Origin of the sequence: Paenibacillus sp. NRS-1782 (genome assembly GCF_050467685.1) — a bacterium.
Taxonomy (GTDB): Bacteria; Bacillota; Bacilli; order Paenibacillales; family Paenibacillaceae; genus Paenibacillus; species Paenibacillus terrae_A.
In genome coordinates, this window is the sequence record NZ_JBITPH010000060.1 from 12,092 (window position 1) to 27,567 (window position 15,476).

Genomic DNA, 15,476 nt, shown 5'->3' on the forward strand with positions numbered 1-15,476 from the left:
TAAATTAGCGGTAATTGGAGAATAGGCCACCTTTAATCGCAGCTTATCTTATTTTATTGAAACTTTAAAGTGCTTTCACTCCATTTTCATGAATATCGTAGGTCTGTTGGCGGGAACCTGTGCAGTATGATATCTTTAATGGATGTTCTTATTTACAGATTAAGGAGGAAACTCATGAATCCTATCGGGAAACCGGTCGTGCTCACGGCCAACTTCAAAAGATTAGGCTTGCTGGGCGCGATTGGCCTGATTTGCTTTTTTGTCTTTCAATTGCTTATTCCCTCGTTAAGTAATCCGAATCCGGAGGCACTGGCGGATGCCAAGGTCATCAGCAAGCAGGAAGCAGTCATACACGCGCTGGACTTCGCCCGCTCCGAGCTGAGCTATACCGAATTACGGTCTAAGGAGCCTCTGGTGACCTATCAGGCCGAAACGGACCTGTACGGTTATTTATCCAGAGAAAAGCTGCTTCAACAGTATGACCGTACTTGGAAAAAAAGTTATCCCTACGAAACCTTCCGGGTCGATTTACCGGAACCTTCTTCGAAGAGCAAGTTGCAAATTCATGTGGATTTGTCCACTGGCAAAGTCGTTAGCTTTAAACGAAAGACCTCTAGCACCAGTTACACACAAGCAGATATTTCTACGGATGAGCAAGCACGTAGCAGGCTTATACGTGCAGCCGAGGGAGACATGACGCTGGAAGCGAAGGAGCAGGCAGCGGCAGCTTGGGTGAAACGCTTTGGCTTTAAGCCGTCGGACTTGAAGCTCGCGACAACCGAAGGCGAGGGTGGATTAAAGTATACCGTGAACGATAAGAAAATCGGTTCCTCGGTGCTTACACTGGCCTTTACTTTTGAAGACGGGGATGTTCGCTCGTTTACACAAAGCTTTTCGGCCCCATCGTCCTATACGGATTATGTCAAAAAACAAACGTACTGGGCAAACTGGATGACCTACGCGGGTTATGCCTTATTAAGCATGGTCTTGGGCATACTTGCTATCGTATACGCCTCACTCACACGACGCCACACTTCCTTTGTACGCGGCATTGTTCTGTCCATTGTATATTTTGCTGCCAGTATGGCAGGGACATTTAACATGCTACCTATACTGCAAGCAGAAGCAGGCGGTCGGGGAGCGCTTATATTTCTTATGATTTTGCAAGTTGTGGTTTCCTTCATAATGGCTGTAGCGATCTACTTCTCCTTGGTCGGCGGTGACGGGCTGATGCGCAAGGCTGGACTGAATGCATGGCCACGCGCCAAAGAGCCAGCCTATGGGCTGTATGTGCTTCGCAGTATGTATGTTGGCTACTTGTGGGCCTTTATTTTACTTGGGGTGCAATCCATTTTGTTCTTTGTACTGGAGCGCACGCTTCATACGTTCTCCACAACAGATGCCACACAGTCTCCTTACAACATGGCTTATCCATGGCTACTGCCGATTATGGCTTGGATGGCAGGTATTGGAGAGGAAGCCGTATACCGTCTGTTTGGTATTCCAATGGTGAAAAAATTAGTGAGAAGTACTTTTGTTGCCTGTCTGATCACCACATTGATTTGGGCACTGGGGCACACACTGTATCCGATCTATCCGGTCATTTCCAGACCGATTGAGCTGACCTTCCTTGGATTGCTGTTCAGTTTTGTGTTCCTGCGCTACGGCTTTATTGCCGCCATGTTCAGCCACGTTATTTTTGACAGTATTCTGATGGGACTGAGTGTGATGACGCTGGGAGACAGTGTGAACCTGTTCGCAGGTATATTCTGGATCGTGCTTCCTGCCATTGTGGCCTATATCATGTACTGGTTTAGTCCAAAGAAACCAAATCGAGTCATGTTTGAGCCCATAAAAAAAGAAGAGCCGTATTCTACGACTCCTCCTGAAGGGCAGCTATAATCTGACCCGCAAGCTTATCACCAATAGAGAGAGGCCGGAAGTCTTCGACGCTGGCCTCTCTTATTTTTTTAAGTGAGCCAAAATGCTTAAGCAGCAGCTTACGCCGCTTCTCTCCAATTCCCGGAATCGAGTCCAAACGAGAGGTTACCATGGATTTGCCCCGTTGCTCACGATGGAATGTAATGGCGAATCGGTGAACCTCGTCCTGAATGCGTTGCAGCAGGTAAAATTCTTCACTGTTGCGGGCCAGTGTCACGGCCTCTGGAGAATCCCCCACCAGTAGTTGAGAGGTTCTATGCTTGGCATCCTTCACCAGACCACACACAGGAATGAACAAACCCAGTTCATTCTCCAGCACATCCACAGCGGCCTTAATCTGTCCGCGTCCACCATCGACGACGATCAAATTCGGACGCTCCAGATTTTCCTTGAGCACACGTTCATATCGACGCCGAATAACCTCACGCATCGTTTCATAATCATCTGGCCCCTGCACTGAACGGATTTTATATTTACGGTACTCCTTCTTGGCAGGCTTCCCATCAATGAACACAATCATGGCCGAGACTGGATCGGACCCCTGTATGTTGGAGTTATCAAACGCCTCGACGCGGTGCAGGCTATCCAGCCCAATCGCACGCCCCAAATTGCTTGCAGCCTTGGATGTCCGTTCCTCGTCCCGTTCAATCAGCTTAAACTTCTCATCCAAAGCGACCCGTGCATTTTCCGTAGCCATCCCTGTCATTTGCTTTTTCAGTCCACGCTGAGGCACCAGTACCTTTACATCCAGCCATTCAGCCAGAGCGAGTGCCGCCGTAGCTGGTTCCTCCAGCCCGCCGGACAGTTGGGCTTCTGTCTGGTCCTGCTCCGTTGCTTCTCCATAAGAAGCACGCTCTTCGGCCACCAGCAGTGCATCCGCGGAACGCTCGAACGGCTGCTCTTCATTTGGCACATCCGATACTGTTCCTGCTTCTTGTGCAGCATCGTTACTGGTCTGTGCGGTTCCCTCGGTTGTTGCAGTGTGAGGAACAACTTCCGCCTGCTTCATCAGCTTCGGTGTATCTGGCAGCAATATTTCCTGCGGCACCGCCGGGTTATCACTATAATATTGCGTTACATAGGACATGAAATCGCTGTAAGCCTCTCCGTAAAAAGGAAACGTAGACACATGCCTTTCGATCATTTTACCTTTGCGAACATATAGGATCTGTACACACATCCAGCCCTTATCCACCGAAAATCCGAATACATCGCGATCCTTCGCGTCGGCTGTCGTGATTTTCTGCTTTTCCATCATCGCGTCAATGCTGATAATCTGGTCGCGCAGCTCCTTGGCACGCTCAAAGTACAGTTCCTCTGCGGCCTCCTGCATTTTACGTTGAAGATCCTTTTTAATTTCCTCATGTCCACCGCTCAAAAAAGAACTTATCTCCTGACCAATCTGGTCATACGTTTCCTGCTCAACCTCTTTCACACAAGGCCCCAGACATTGATGCATATGATAATAAAGGCACACTTCCTTCGGCATCACACCGCACTTGCGTAACGGGTACATCCGGTCCAGCAGCTTCTTCGTCTGATGTGCAGCATAAGAATTAGGATAAGGGCCAAAATATTTTGCTTTATCTTTCAGAACGCGCCGGGTCACCTCCAGCTTGGGGTGCTTCTCGTTCGTAATTTTCAAATACGGAAAGGTTTTGTCATCCTTCAACAGCACGTTATAGCGCGGCTGATGCTTTTTAATCAGGTTGCACTCCAGAATGAGCGCCTCCATATTACTGCCCGTAACGATATATTCAAAATCTCGGATATCGGAAACCAGTCGCTGCGTCTTGCCGTTATGGCTGCCTGTAAAATAGGAACGGACCCGGTTTTTCAGCACTTTGGCCTTGCCGACATAAATGATGGTGCCCTCGCTGTTCTTCATCAAGTAACAGCCCGATGCATCCGGCAGCAATGCTAATTTGTGCCGGATGTTCTCCAGCGCCTTCTCCTGATTCCGCAAGTCCTCCGCATAAGATTCCATTCGCCCGTTTCCTCCTTCCATTCTTAAATGACTTCAACTACTATATAATATGCAGGATTAATACACAAAAACGCCCCCGGTATTTACAACCGGAGGCATTGACCGTTCATGGTTGCTCTCCAAGCCCCCGCAGGAGCATGGGTCACATGCAATGATTACTGGTGTTTGGTAAGCATGCTTTTCAGCGCTTCTTTGGAGTTCAGGCCTACCACTTTATCAACGGGCTGCCCGTCTTTGAAGACGATCAGGGTAGGAATGCTCATAACGCCGAAACGGGAAGCAGACTCTGGATTTTCATCCACGTTCACTTTCGCGATTTTGACGCTGTCGCCAACTTCTGTGGACAGATCCTCCAGAATAGGAGCGATCATTTTGCAAGGACCGCACCATGGCGCCCAAAAATCAACTAAAACGGTTCCTGTACCTTCGACTTCTGCGTTGAAGGATTGGTCGGACACGTTAACAATTGCCATTGTATGTTCCTCCTTTATAGAAAAGTCAGGATTATTATAACCTGTAATTTCTTTTTTGACACCTTTTAATTATATCACAATAGTTTTTTAATTGTAAGATATCAAAATATCAAGTTGATTTACGATGATCCTCGCTGATTTTTTCCTTTGACAGTAATGACGTCTACAAAAGGACGAATCCGGTCCATCAAGCGCTGCCCCTTGTACAATTCCTCACCGTCCTTGCTCGTAAAGCTCAGATGCTTCTCCAGCCCCTGCAACGAATAATTCGAAGTATAAAAGGTAGGTTTGCGGTTCATTCGGTAATTTAAAATCGAGCCCATCACATGATCCCGTACCCATGGACTCAAATTTTCGGCTCCAATGTCGTCAAATACGAGCAGATCACAATTTTTAAGCATTTCGGTCGTTTCCTTCAGCTTTTGTCCTTCCTGAATCATGGACTTTAAGTCCTCCACAAAATCAGGCATATACACGATCACACCGTTCAGCCCAGACAGGGCCAGCTCGTGCAGCAGATATCCCATTAAAAAGGTCTTCCCCGTACCAAACGTACCTTCCAGGTAGAGTCCTTTTTTGGATAAGCCCTGGCTTTTCGTTTCTTCGATGTAACGGAATAGCTGTGTGACTGCGGGCATGCGTTGTGAGTCCTTACGTGCAATCTCAAGGGCATTATAGCCTTCCAAAAGCGCACGCTCATCCACATAAAAGCTTTTAATCCGCTGACGCACCCGCTGTTCGTGCTGTGAAGCTACCAGCTTGGCGCAAGGGGTACGGATGTCCACCATTTCGGCTGTGCCATTCGGATATTCCACGCCCAGCTTGCAAAAATGTCCCTGAAAATCGTTAGGACACTGTTCGAGCCCCGGACAGTTGTCGCAATTCCGACGGTCCCGGGTATATTGAAAAAGCATGCTCATGTTTAATCGCAGTTGTGCTTCGTCAATATCGGGATGCGCAGCGCAAAATTCCTGCACCAGCGGATCATTGAGAACCTGATCGGCCACATTGCGCGTGCGCTGGCGAAACGAAGGGTTCTGCATCTGCTGTAGCAAATCGCCCAGTGATTCCAAGAACGCTCCTCCTTTCTAAAATGTGCAGAGTTATGGGGGAGAGACGCTTCGCGTGCAGATTGTTCTTCCGATTGCTGTTATCCCCGGATTTTTCCTATTGAAATAAGGATTTAAAGGTTAAAATCTGGGGATAAAGGCAAACGCTTCGCTTCTTCAGAACAATTCTGCCCACTCCGCTGCCGACCGCCATAAAGTCGACACATATTTGAATTGGCTTCGCTTAATATTTTCACACCTTTTTCTGTTTACCAGATTGCATGCGTTCCGCTAGGCGCAGCAATTCATCCAGTTCTTCCTCGGATACGGATTCCTCGGAAGGATGATCCTGTACGATGGGAATGGATGGCTTGGATGGGCCGTTGTTTTTGGCATACGAACGCGAACGGCCGCCGGAAGAAGAAGCAGCGGACTGCTTTCCTTTTACCTTGGCTTGATCACGTATATATTGAACGGCCTTTTCGTAGGTGCTCACTTGCTTTAACAGCATATTGGAAGCGACGGCCTCGACAAAGTTTCGGTTGATCCGCTGATCGCTCCCTGACACCAGCAGGGACATCAAATAATGGATAAGTACGTTGATGACTTCACCGGGCAGCTTGTAGCTGATATCAATCTTTTCGAATATATCCAGCAGGTTACCGGGAACCGTGCCGGGGAAAAAGGTTTGAAGCAAACGTCGATAGGGCTCATTGCGCAGCATCATATTATATTGGTGAATGTCGCACTTGGCTGTGAACTGTGGTGGAACCTCCACATAAAATTCCATCTCCACGGCTTGCTCCGCAGGCGGCTCTTCTGGATTGGCAGCTTCTCTCTGGCGCAAGGCAACCACTTTGGCGGCCTGCACCTGCTGTTCCTCCTGACGCTTCCGATCCTGTCTGGAATGCTGGCTGGCTCGGAGCTGAAGCTCGTCTAGCAGCAAATCGCCCGCTTCTGTAAAAATACCATCCTCATCCAGCAAGCGGCTGATGTCCTGTACAGATAAGTCAAATTTGCGAACAACGTAATTGACCATGCCTAACTGCTCGTGTTCAAAACGCAGACGCTCTACATGCTTGCGATTAACGGATTCACGCGGAAAACGGAGAATGATGTCTGCATAATTCAGCCCTTCCTCCGACTCTGCGGCCAAAGCACCATTGTGACGGCCCGAAGACACCTCGGACAGCGCCTGCTCCAACTCGTAATCAATGACATGGGTGTTCAGCTCAAATAACTCGTAAAACGGAATAGATATATTCTCTTTATTATAGGAAAATTGCGACCATTCCGCAGATTCGCTGCTCCACAGCGATTCTCGCAGAGAAAGCACTGCAAACTTGCCGATTTTGTCTCTCAACAAAAGAGTAAGATGCTGCGTCCTGAAAAAATCGGCAGGTGCAAGCGGTGGCTGCATCTCATATTCATACATATAGTCGTCCGTTTCCGGTGCATACAGCCTGGACGTCTGCAACAGACCGACAGCCTCCAGCTTCGAGGTCTGTTCAATGAGATACTTGCGTCCCTTCTCACTCGGCTCCAGCCCTAGTGTCAGAAAAAGACGACGCTGCTGCTCCAGCGGCGAATAACCGATCTGTCCGACTGGCACATGCTGGAACAATAGCCGATACAGGCTGACCGCAAATGCGCCTACCATCGGCTGATAGACGCTTCCCAGCATCAATTCATCCAGTGCGCTCAAGCCGAATTCCCGATAAACGCAGTAGCGGTGGTTCTCAGTATAGTGCAGCAGGTTTTTCATCCGCATTCCAACATTCTTCCTTTCCTGACATAACGGTCTCCAAGATGTTTTACTATTCTATCATACTTGACCCCAACTGAGACCAGCAAAATAAGTCCAATTGTCCTCCTTTTTGGCAGTCTCATTCGTCCGTGTTCCCCTTTTTTCGAGAATACTAACTATTTTACGACTTGTGACCTGCATCACGGAAAAAATAATATTCTTCACATTTCTTTCATTGGTGAAAATCCTTAATTTGGGCTACAATATAATAGTTAAGCATCACCATTCCTCATTCGCAGGACATACTTACAACGCACATGTTTCGGCCATGCCGATGATTATTTACAGATTTGAAAAAAGGAGTGACCATTGTGAACCAACATCAACCTCAACACCCCCCATCAACACCAAATGAAGTAGCATCCACGCTGGAAGGCTGGTATGCACTTCACGATTTCCGATCCATCAACTGGACGGCATGGAAATCAGCAGACGATGAAGAACGCGCCGGGGCGCTGGACGAGCTTCAAGAGTTTATGAAGGAATGGAGCGTTACCGAGGAAGCGGGTCAGGGCAGCTCTGCCGTATATACAGTAATCGGACAAAAGGCTGATTTTGTGATGTTGCATCTACGCGAAACGCTGGAGGACCTCAACAAACTCGAAAATGATTTTAACAAAACAACCTTTGCCAAATATACGACTAAAACCTACTCTTACGTGAGTGTGGTCGAGCTGAGCAACTATTTGAGCAAAGAAGAAGATCCGATGCAAAATCCGCAAATTGTTGCACGTCTGAAGCCTGTTTTGAACAAGGCTCGATATATTTGCTTCTATCCGATGAACAAAAAACGCGATCTGGATGACAACTGGTACATGCTTTCGATGGATGAGCGTCGCACTCTGATGCGCAGCCACGGTTTGATCGGACGCAGCTACGCTGGCAGAGTGAAGCAAATCATTTCCGGTTCTATCGGCTTCGACGATTGGGAATGGGGTGTCACGCTGTTCGCCGACGATGCACTTCAATTTAAAAAGCTGATCTACGAAATGCGTTTTGACGAAGTCAGCGCCCGTTACGGCGAGTTCGGCTCCTTCTATGTCGGCAGCGTCCTGAACGAAGAAACATTTGAAGACATGTTAAAGCTATAAAACGACCAAGGATTTCGTGAGCTCCCGCTTTAGGGACTGCGGAATCCTTTTTTACGTGCTTCAAAGCCACACAAGATGAGAAAAGGCCCCCTCACGGGCGCCTGAAAAATCATATTCTTATATATTAGTGTAACACAGGTTCAACCACTACAGCTGCATCCTCGCTTTTTGCCAGCTTTCTTTTCTCCAGAGCAATCAGAATAAAGATCAGAAGCAACAAAGCACTTAACAGGATCAAAAATCCTCCAACCTCAGGAATGAAATACTTCAAGCTTCCGCCCTTGAATCCCACCCCTCTCAAAAACTTGAAATGCCAGGTTAATGGAAGAATGTTACTTACATACTGCAACGATGGAGGTAGCATAGCTACCGGCAATTGAGCACCACTCAGCATAAACGAAGGCAATATAAGCAGCATGAGACGCGGGGAAGCTTTTCCCGGATTAGCCGCACTCCATCCCAGAACCATTGCAAACAAACCCAAAGTAATCGTGTACATTAGAAACGGAATACTCATTTGCCATACATTGGCTTCAAAACGGAGTCCGCCGATCTGCTTGAGCAAACCAATGGATAGAAAAAAGGATACACATCCAACTACCGCATACGGTATCACCCTCAGAATCAGACCGTATGAATGCTGCAGCTCATCTTTTAATCGTCCTTCCTCCCTTAAGCGAGGAACAATCGTCAGCGCAGCAGCACCCATCAGCGAAATCATGACCGTATTCATGAACCCCATAACCGAGGTCATCAGCGTGACGTTGGTGGGATTATACAGCAGACGCTGCTGGAGCAGCATATTGGAGGTAAGCCCTGTAACCTGGCTGTCACTCATTCCCATGCCCCTTAGTCCACCACCAGCCAGCATCGCATTTTCCGTGGCAATGATCTCCGTCACCGCCGACCGCAGATTCCCTGTAGCCAGCCCGACCGTGTTATCTACATAAAAGCCGATGTTGCTCTGGACTCCCTTAACTCTATTCTCCTCCAGACCTACCGGAAGATAAATCACTGCAAAAAATTTTTCATTATATAAGAGTAAATTCGGATCGGTTTCATTCTCTTGCACATAACGTACATCAATATACTGAGATGCATTTAATTTATTAATAAGCTGTCGGCTATAATGGCTATGATCTAAATCGACTACAGCGACAGAGGCATCATTCAGCTGATTGTTTTTAAAAACAAACCCTAAAGATGCCGATACGACAATCGGGACGAGCAGCATAACGAATACCAGCTTGCCGCTGATCAATAGCTTCCATTCCTCTATAAACGCCTTCATTTCGTCACAACCTCTATCGTCATGCCAGGTAATAATTCAGGTGTTCGCTGAACATCTACCCTTACCTGGAAGGAGCTTATATCCGACAAACCTTTATCCCGACTCATTCTCATATTGGTATACTGCGGAGCAGAGGTAACGTATCTCACCTTGCCCTGGATATTTTTGTCTATAGCGACGACATGTGAAGCCACATTTTCCCCTGCTTTAAACTGTGAGATGGAATCCTCATCCACATAAATATCATAGTATAGCTGGTTGGTTTCAATAACGACGCCTGTTGCCCCCGTAGCAACGATTTCTCCCATCTTGGGAACAATGCGGGACACTTTACCATCTGTAGATGCCTTCAGCACCGTACGTCCGCGCTGCAATTGCAAGGTTTTGAGCTGAACGGATAATGCCTGTTTTTGTTGAGCCAGAAGATCCAGGTTGTATTCACTATTTTTAACATCTTTACGTGTTTGGGAGGTCTGGGTTAGTGCTTCCTTGGCCTTTTCTGTTTTGATGCGGGCCTGTTCGCGTTCCTCTGCGGTTGCGCCTGCCTCCATTTTTTCCAGAGCGGTTTGCTGCTGGGCGATACTATTTTTAGCAATGTCGGATTGTTTGCCGGCGGAAGTAATCTGATTATTAGCAATCTCCACCTGATCCCGGGCTGTATCCAGCGCAATTTGGGCAGAATCCAGTTGGTTTTTGACGTTATCCAGCTCCGCCTTGGTTCCAGCCCCGGCATCGTACAAAGCTTTGATACGGTTGTAATTGACTTTAGCCAGCTCATGCGCCTGTTGTCTGGAGGTCACTGTCTTTTGCGCGATCTCTGCATTTCTTTTGGCTGTCTCCACTCCTGTCAGAGATGCGTCCAACGACTGCTGCGCTGCTTCAATAGCCAGCCTTTGCTTTTGGATATCCTCCACTCGTGTGCCTTGGTTCAACAGGGATTCTCCCGCTTGCGCAGCCTGAATATCGAGTTGCCCCTGTTTTTCTGAAGTCGAAATTTTCTCTGACTGGTTTTGCAGTCCGTCTTTAGCCTGCTTTATTTTTACATCAGCCTGCGCGATATCCGTTTTTAATTTCTCAATTTGCAGGTCGAGGTCCACAGGATCAAGGGTCATGAGCACCTCCCCTTTTTTCACCTGTTGTTCCTCCTTCACCTCAATGGTGTTCACTCTTCCCCCAACGCCCTGAAAAGCGACATTTACGGTATCTGCCGTAAGCAGCGTGTTTTTTTGTGTGGCAGCCATACTCACAGCATCCTTGCCGCTCATAGCCATCAGCGTACCTCCAGTACCTAATGCGGCAACAAGTATAACGTACACAATGATCTTTTTATTCATTGCAATGAACTCTCCTTCATGATGATTTAGCCAATAATAAGCGAAAAATAATTGTTTAAAAAACAAGTACGCAATCTAATAGTACGACGTCTAACTATTGATGCTGGGAAAAGTAATTATTCCCGTTTTATTTCCTCCAGACCTGTGGAAAGCTTCTGTAGCATCCCAGCGAAGTGGACATGATCTTCCTTCGTAAATTCCTTCAATAAATCCGAAAAAAGCTGAATGAACATCGGAATTCTTTCCGTCATTAACTGTCTTCCTTCCTCCGTCAAGGAGATCGCAGTCATCCGGCGATCCGCCAGCGTACTTCTTCGGATGATACCGTCACGTTCCAACTTGTCGATTACACTGGTTACGGTTGAACGAGTAACTCCTGAATATTCGGCCAGTTCAGATGGAGTCAACGCACGTTCATGCAGATACAGCGGGATTAAGATTTTCAGACTTCCAATCGATAGTCCATATTCGGACAGTCTGGAGCACACACCATTGTATACTTCATGAGCCGTCTGCATGAAAAGCACTAGCGTACTCAACGATTGGGGGTCCACATGGGGAATTTTTTCTGCCAATAAATTTATCTTTTTGGGATCACCCTTGAAGTTAAAATCAAAATACAACGTAAACCCCCTCCTCTGTAATTAATATCCACACTATACGTCGTCGTATAGTTATGTGTCAATACTCTTTTTAGAGGTACATTAATAAAAAAGGTTTCCAAGCTCCCTGGCCAGGGGTCATGGAAACCTTCTCAATGACGGGATTTTTTTGATGTCATGCTCAAGCTTAGAAAAACCGTCCCTTTTTCAGCACCAACGGAATCCCGCCAATGATGAACAAATAGCGGATATCCACAATTTTCTTCAGCTGCGCGGCTATCCAGCCCTTTATTTTGCGATTGCCCACAACCGCGACAGCCTCCCCTTTTCCAAGAGAAGCAACCGTGCCTTTGTTGGAAAATACAAACTTGTGCAGCTCCTTTTTACGAAGCGTGGCTGCCAGATTCTTCGCGCAGAGTACCCCTTGCTGCATCGCAATTTGGGCGGTCGGCGGATACGGGCGTCCTTCGGGATTAAACATTAAAGAACTGTCCCCAATAATAAAAATGTCGTCATGGCCCGGTGCGCGTAGAAAATCGTCGATCTTCACCCGTCCGCGCATCACTTCAAATCCGGCTTTCTCGATCAGACCGTTACCACGAATACCTCCAGTCCACACGACCGTGCAGGCTTCGATTTTCTCACCCTCACCGACAATGACGCCATCCTCAAGACATTCCTTAATGGGAACACCGATGCGGAAGGTAACGCCCTTGCGCTTAAGGACATCCATCGCGTATTCTACCAGCTCCGGATCGAAGCCTGGCAATGCCGTAGGAGCCGCCTCGACGTTAATGATTTGAATCCGGTTAAAGTCAATATCATAGGCTCTCGCCAATTGTGGCAGACGATCCGCCAGCTCCGCTATGAATTCAATGCCGCTAAAGCCCGCGCCTCCGACTACAAAATTTAGCCGTCCGGGGTTTCCGTCATTTTTATACAAAGCAAGCTGGTATTCGATATGCTCACGGATCAAGCGGACCGAGTTAATGCTTCGAATCGTAAGCGCGAACTTATCCATCCCCTGAATACCGAAGGTTTCCGGTTCTCCGCCCAGCCCGATTACTAGATAATCGTAGGATAACGATCCATCCTCCAGCACGATTTTTTTCTCCTTCGGTATGATATCCTTAACCGTCCCTTTGATTAGATCCACCTTGAACTCATCGATCAGCTGCGAAATCGGAATACGTGAATGCTCAATCGTATCCGTACCCGCTGCGGGCATGTGGAGATGCGTTGTTATATAGTGGTAATCATGGCGGTTAATCAGCGTGACATCCGCCTCGTTGTGCTTGAGCTCCTTTTGCAATTGCTGAGCCGTCAAAATACCCCCATACCCGGCACCCACAATGACAATTTTGGGAATACTGCTCATGCTTCTACCCCTTCCGGTTTACGTAATCAGTGATTATTCACAGCTTTGCTCTCAAAATGGCTTATTTATACACGCCGGATAACCTTCATCAAATAATAATTCGCTTAAACTTTGCAAGCGGAACCCGGCAGTTTATAATGATAGACAGTGAATCATACGTTCGATGGCTTTTTTTAACCTCTATGCGGCTGATTCAACATTCAATATCCATTATCCATACTATCCCTTTCGGAGGTGTTTTTAGAGTGACAGCTCAATCCACAGGTGCGGAGCTCCGCGATCTGATTATCATCGGAGGCGGTCCAGCCGGTATTTTCGCTGCTTTCTACGGGGGAATGCGCCAGGCATCCGTCACCTTAATTGAAAGTATGCCCCAACTCGGGGGCCAGCTTGCAGCCCTTTATCCTGAAAAATATATTTATGACGTCGCTGGCTTTCCTAAAGTGACTGCACAGGAACTGGTCAACAATCTGGTTCAGCAGATGAACCACTTTAATCCAGAAGTACAGTTAGAAGAGAAAGTCGTATCATTAGAGAAAAAGGAAGAACGCCACTTCATCGTAAAAACAGATAAAGGCAGCGAGTATCACGGTAAAGCGGTCATTATCACCGCTGGCGTGGGTGCTTTCGAGCCGCGCAGACTGGAGCTGCCGAGCGCAGATCGTTTTGAAAAAACGAACCTGCATTACTTTGTTAGTGACCTGAGCAAATTTGCAGGCCGGAAAGTGCTGATCAGCGGCGGCGGCGACTCTGCGGTAGACTGGGCGCTCATGCTGGAACCGATTGCAGAACAGGTTACATTGATTCATCGGCGCGACAAGTTCCGTGCGCATGAACACAGTGTAGAAAACCTCCTCGCTTCCAAAGTAAACGTTGTTACACCGACTGAAATTACAGAGTTGCACGGAGAAGACTCGATTACGAAGGTTACCCTTGCTCATGTAAAAACCAAAGAAACTCAGGAAATCGAAGTGGACGATGTGATCGTTAACTTTGGATTTGTATCCACTCTCGGCCCGATTGCCGAATGGGGAATCGAAATCGAAAGTAACTCCATCGTGGTCGATTCCCGTCAGGAAACGAATATTCCCGGCATTTTCGCCGCTGGGGACATCACGACCTATCCAGGCAAGCTCAAGCTGATTGCTGTCGGCTTCGGTGAAGCGCCTACAGCCGTCAACAACGCCAAGGTTTATGTTGATCCGGACGCCAAGCTGTCCCCGGGTCACAGTAGTAACATGAAGCTGTAGTCTATTCTAGACTATGACAAAAAAGGGTGTTTTACTCCAAATTTGAATTATTGGAGTGAAATACCCTTTTCTACGGTGTGCCTATTCGTTGCAATGATTGTCCGTAAAGCCATTCGAACCCTGAATGACTTCACAGTCGCAGTACGAGAGCTTGTCCGGTCTAATGAAGGACTACGGCTGTATTCATCTCTAAGTTTCTTTTGTGAATCTCAGCCAGCAACAGTGCAATGAAGTCACATTCAAGTTTAAGCTCGATTGCCATCTGATAGGAATCCAAAAGCATTTCATCCGTCAGCATAGCCATCCTCGACACAACCTTTCCTTTTATTTCAAAATCTATTCTATCAAAATACCAAAAACGGAACAAGCGTTCTGTTATCCACAGCACGTTGTGGAAATCCTGTGTATAAATTGTTGGTAAGTGTCGTAAAGCCTTATATGTGACAGGGGATAATGTGGACAATACTTATACACAGGATTTTAACGCTTGTAAATAAAAAAAATATTTTTATAGTTTACACATATAGATTATATTTACAATCCACTAAATTGAATTTTATGGGAGTTAATTTAAGAAATCAAGGATTATTGGGGTCTTGTGTTTACCTCCAAAATCCATATCCGTCCATTCGGATCAAGTCCATAATCAAATCCCAATTGTCCAATCCCCGGAAATCTTTTCTCCAGTACAGGAATACATCGTTGTGTAAGATTAACGATTTCACGACGCTTTTGGATAGCCACCCGACGGGGATAAATCTTCCGAAGTGCATCCATTCCCTTTATCAGAATTCCCCCTTTGCACAGGTTCGTAATGACCAGTCCGGGACGGGCATGACGTGCAACCACCGACCGGAAAACCCATTTCTGGCCCACTTTCACTACTTTTACCCGATAGTCAACAGGTCTGCCCTGAATCGTAGCCAACAAAATACCCTGCTGAATCAAATACGGACGCTGGAGCCGGAGCTTTCCGATTCCGACAGCAAGCTCTCCAAAGCTGCTGAACCGGTATGTGCGTTCCATGCGCGTGCAGGTGTATTCTCTGCGCTCCCTAGCCACACGCATGACTCCGATTCCACCGCCGCCCTTCACAGGCTTTATGAACACAAAAGCTTGCCGCCGCAGCATCATTCGCAGTTGATCTTCGCTATACAGACACGTTTCCGGTATATAAACGGCGGTATACGGATGGCGGAGCAGCACCTTCGTCTTTAACCACTTGCTTGCAAGTTGTCTCATGAATCCTCTCTCCTTTCGCCGTCACACTACA

The 15,476-nt window shown here is 47.3% G+C and carries 13 protein-coding genes; 3 read left to right on the forward strand and 10 right to left on the reverse strand.

All coding sequences use genetic code 11. The features are described 5' to 3' along the window. The first annotated feature begins 174 nt into the window (after positions 1-174). Positions 175-1,902 (forward strand): CPBP family intramembrane glutamic endopeptidase, encoded by a 1,728-nt coding sequence (locus ACIFQM_RS22010; protein WP_430038219.1) that lies wholly within the window; start codon positions 175-177, stop codon positions 1,900-1,902. Here ACIFQM_RS22010 and uvrC read toward each other — a convergent pair. The 4 genes from uvrC to ACIFQM_RS22030 form a co-directional block, all read right to left on the reverse strand. Continuing rightward, positions 1,874-3,928: an excinuclease ABC subunit UvrC gene (uvrC, locus tag ACIFQM_RS22015; protein ID WP_430038217.1), complete on the reverse strand. Its 2,055-nt coding sequence runs from the start codon at positions 3,926-3,928 to the stop codon at positions 1,874-1,876. The two genes, ACIFQM_RS22010 and uvrC, sit on opposite strands and share 29 nt — an antisense overlap. 155 nt (positions 3,929-4,083) lie before the next feature. Continuing rightward, a complete protein-coding gene (gene trxA, locus ACIFQM_RS22020) occupies positions 4,084-4,401 on the reverse strand; it encodes a thioredoxin (protein ID WP_010347861.1) in 318 nt (105 codons plus the stop codon). Positions 4,402-4,520: 119 nt separating this feature from the next. Continuing rightward, on the reverse strand, positions 4,521-5,474 hold the full coding sequence (dnaI, locus tag ACIFQM_RS22025) for a primosomal protein DnaI (protein WP_430038215.1): 954 nt from the start codon (positions 5,472-5,474) through the stop codon (positions 4,521-4,523). A 229-nt stretch (positions 5,475-5,703) separates the two neighbouring features. Then, on the reverse strand, positions 5,704-7,221 hold the full coding sequence (locus ACIFQM_RS22030; protein WP_430038213.1) for a helicase DnaB: 1,518 nt from the start codon (positions 7,219-7,221) through the stop codon (positions 5,704-5,706). A 347-nt stretch (positions 7,222-7,568) separates the two neighbouring features. Between ACIFQM_RS22030 and hemQ the strand changes: the two genes are divergently transcribed. Next, positions 7,569-8,348, forward strand: coding sequence for a hydrogen peroxide-dependent heme synthase (gene hemQ / locus ACIFQM_RS22035; protein WP_430038211.1), 780 nt, complete (start codon positions 7,569-7,571; stop codon positions 8,346-8,348). A gap of 124 nt (positions 8,349-8,472) precedes the next feature. On the opposite strand, the gene ACIFQM_RS22040 is transcribed toward hemQ, so the two are convergent. The 4 genes from ACIFQM_RS22040 to ACIFQM_RS22055 all read right to left on the reverse strand — a co-directional run bounded on the left by ACIFQM_RS22040 (position 8,473) and on the right by ACIFQM_RS22055 (position 12,953). Then, positions 8,473-9,639: an ABC transporter permease gene (locus ACIFQM_RS22040; protein WP_430066128.1), complete on the reverse strand. Its 1,167-nt coding sequence runs from the start codon at positions 9,637-9,639 to the stop codon at positions 8,473-8,475. Beyond that, a complete protein-coding gene (locus tag ACIFQM_RS22045; RefSeq protein WP_430038207.1) occupies positions 9,636-10,973 on the reverse strand; it encodes an HlyD family secretion protein in 1,338 nt (445 codons plus the stop codon). Before ACIFQM_RS22045 ends, ACIFQM_RS22040 begins: the two co-directional genes overlap by 4 nt. A 116-nt stretch (positions 10,974-11,089) precedes the next feature. Then, positions 11,090-11,596, reverse strand: coding sequence for a MarR family winged helix-turn-helix transcriptional regulator (locus ACIFQM_RS22050; protein ID WP_430038205.1), 507 nt, complete (start codon positions 11,594-11,596; stop codon positions 11,090-11,092). A 166-nt stretch (positions 11,597-11,762) separates the two neighbouring features. Then, positions 11,763-12,953 (reverse strand): NAD(P)/FAD-dependent oxidoreductase, encoded by a 1,191-nt coding sequence (locus ACIFQM_RS22055; protein WP_430038203.1) that lies wholly within the window; start codon positions 12,951-12,953, stop codon positions 11,763-11,765. Positions 12,954-13,198: 245 nt separating this feature from the next. Here ACIFQM_RS22055 and ACIFQM_RS22060 point away from each other — a divergent pair, with 245 nt between their 5' ends. After that, positions 13,199-14,203, forward strand: a complete 1,005-nt coding sequence (locus tag ACIFQM_RS22060) for an NAD(P)/FAD-dependent oxidoreductase (protein WP_430038201.1) — start codon at positions 13,199-13,201, stop codon at positions 14,201-14,203. 160 nt (positions 14,204-14,363) lie between these two features. Here ACIFQM_RS22060 and ACIFQM_RS22065 read toward each other — a convergent pair whose 3' ends face one another. Next, the gene (locus ACIFQM_RS22065; protein ID WP_007431918.1) at positions 14,364-14,507 is read right to left on the reverse strand and encodes a sporulation histidine kinase inhibitor Sda; all 144 of its coding nucleotides are present in this window, start codon (positions 14,505-14,507) and stop codon (positions 14,364-14,366) included. 281 nt (positions 14,508-14,788) lie between these two features. Then, positions 14,789-15,445: a YheC/YheD family protein gene (locus ACIFQM_RS22070; protein ID WP_430038199.1), complete on the reverse strand. Its 657-nt coding sequence runs from the start codon at positions 15,443-15,445 to the stop codon at positions 14,789-14,791. Positions 15,446-15,476: the final 31 nt, after the last annotated feature.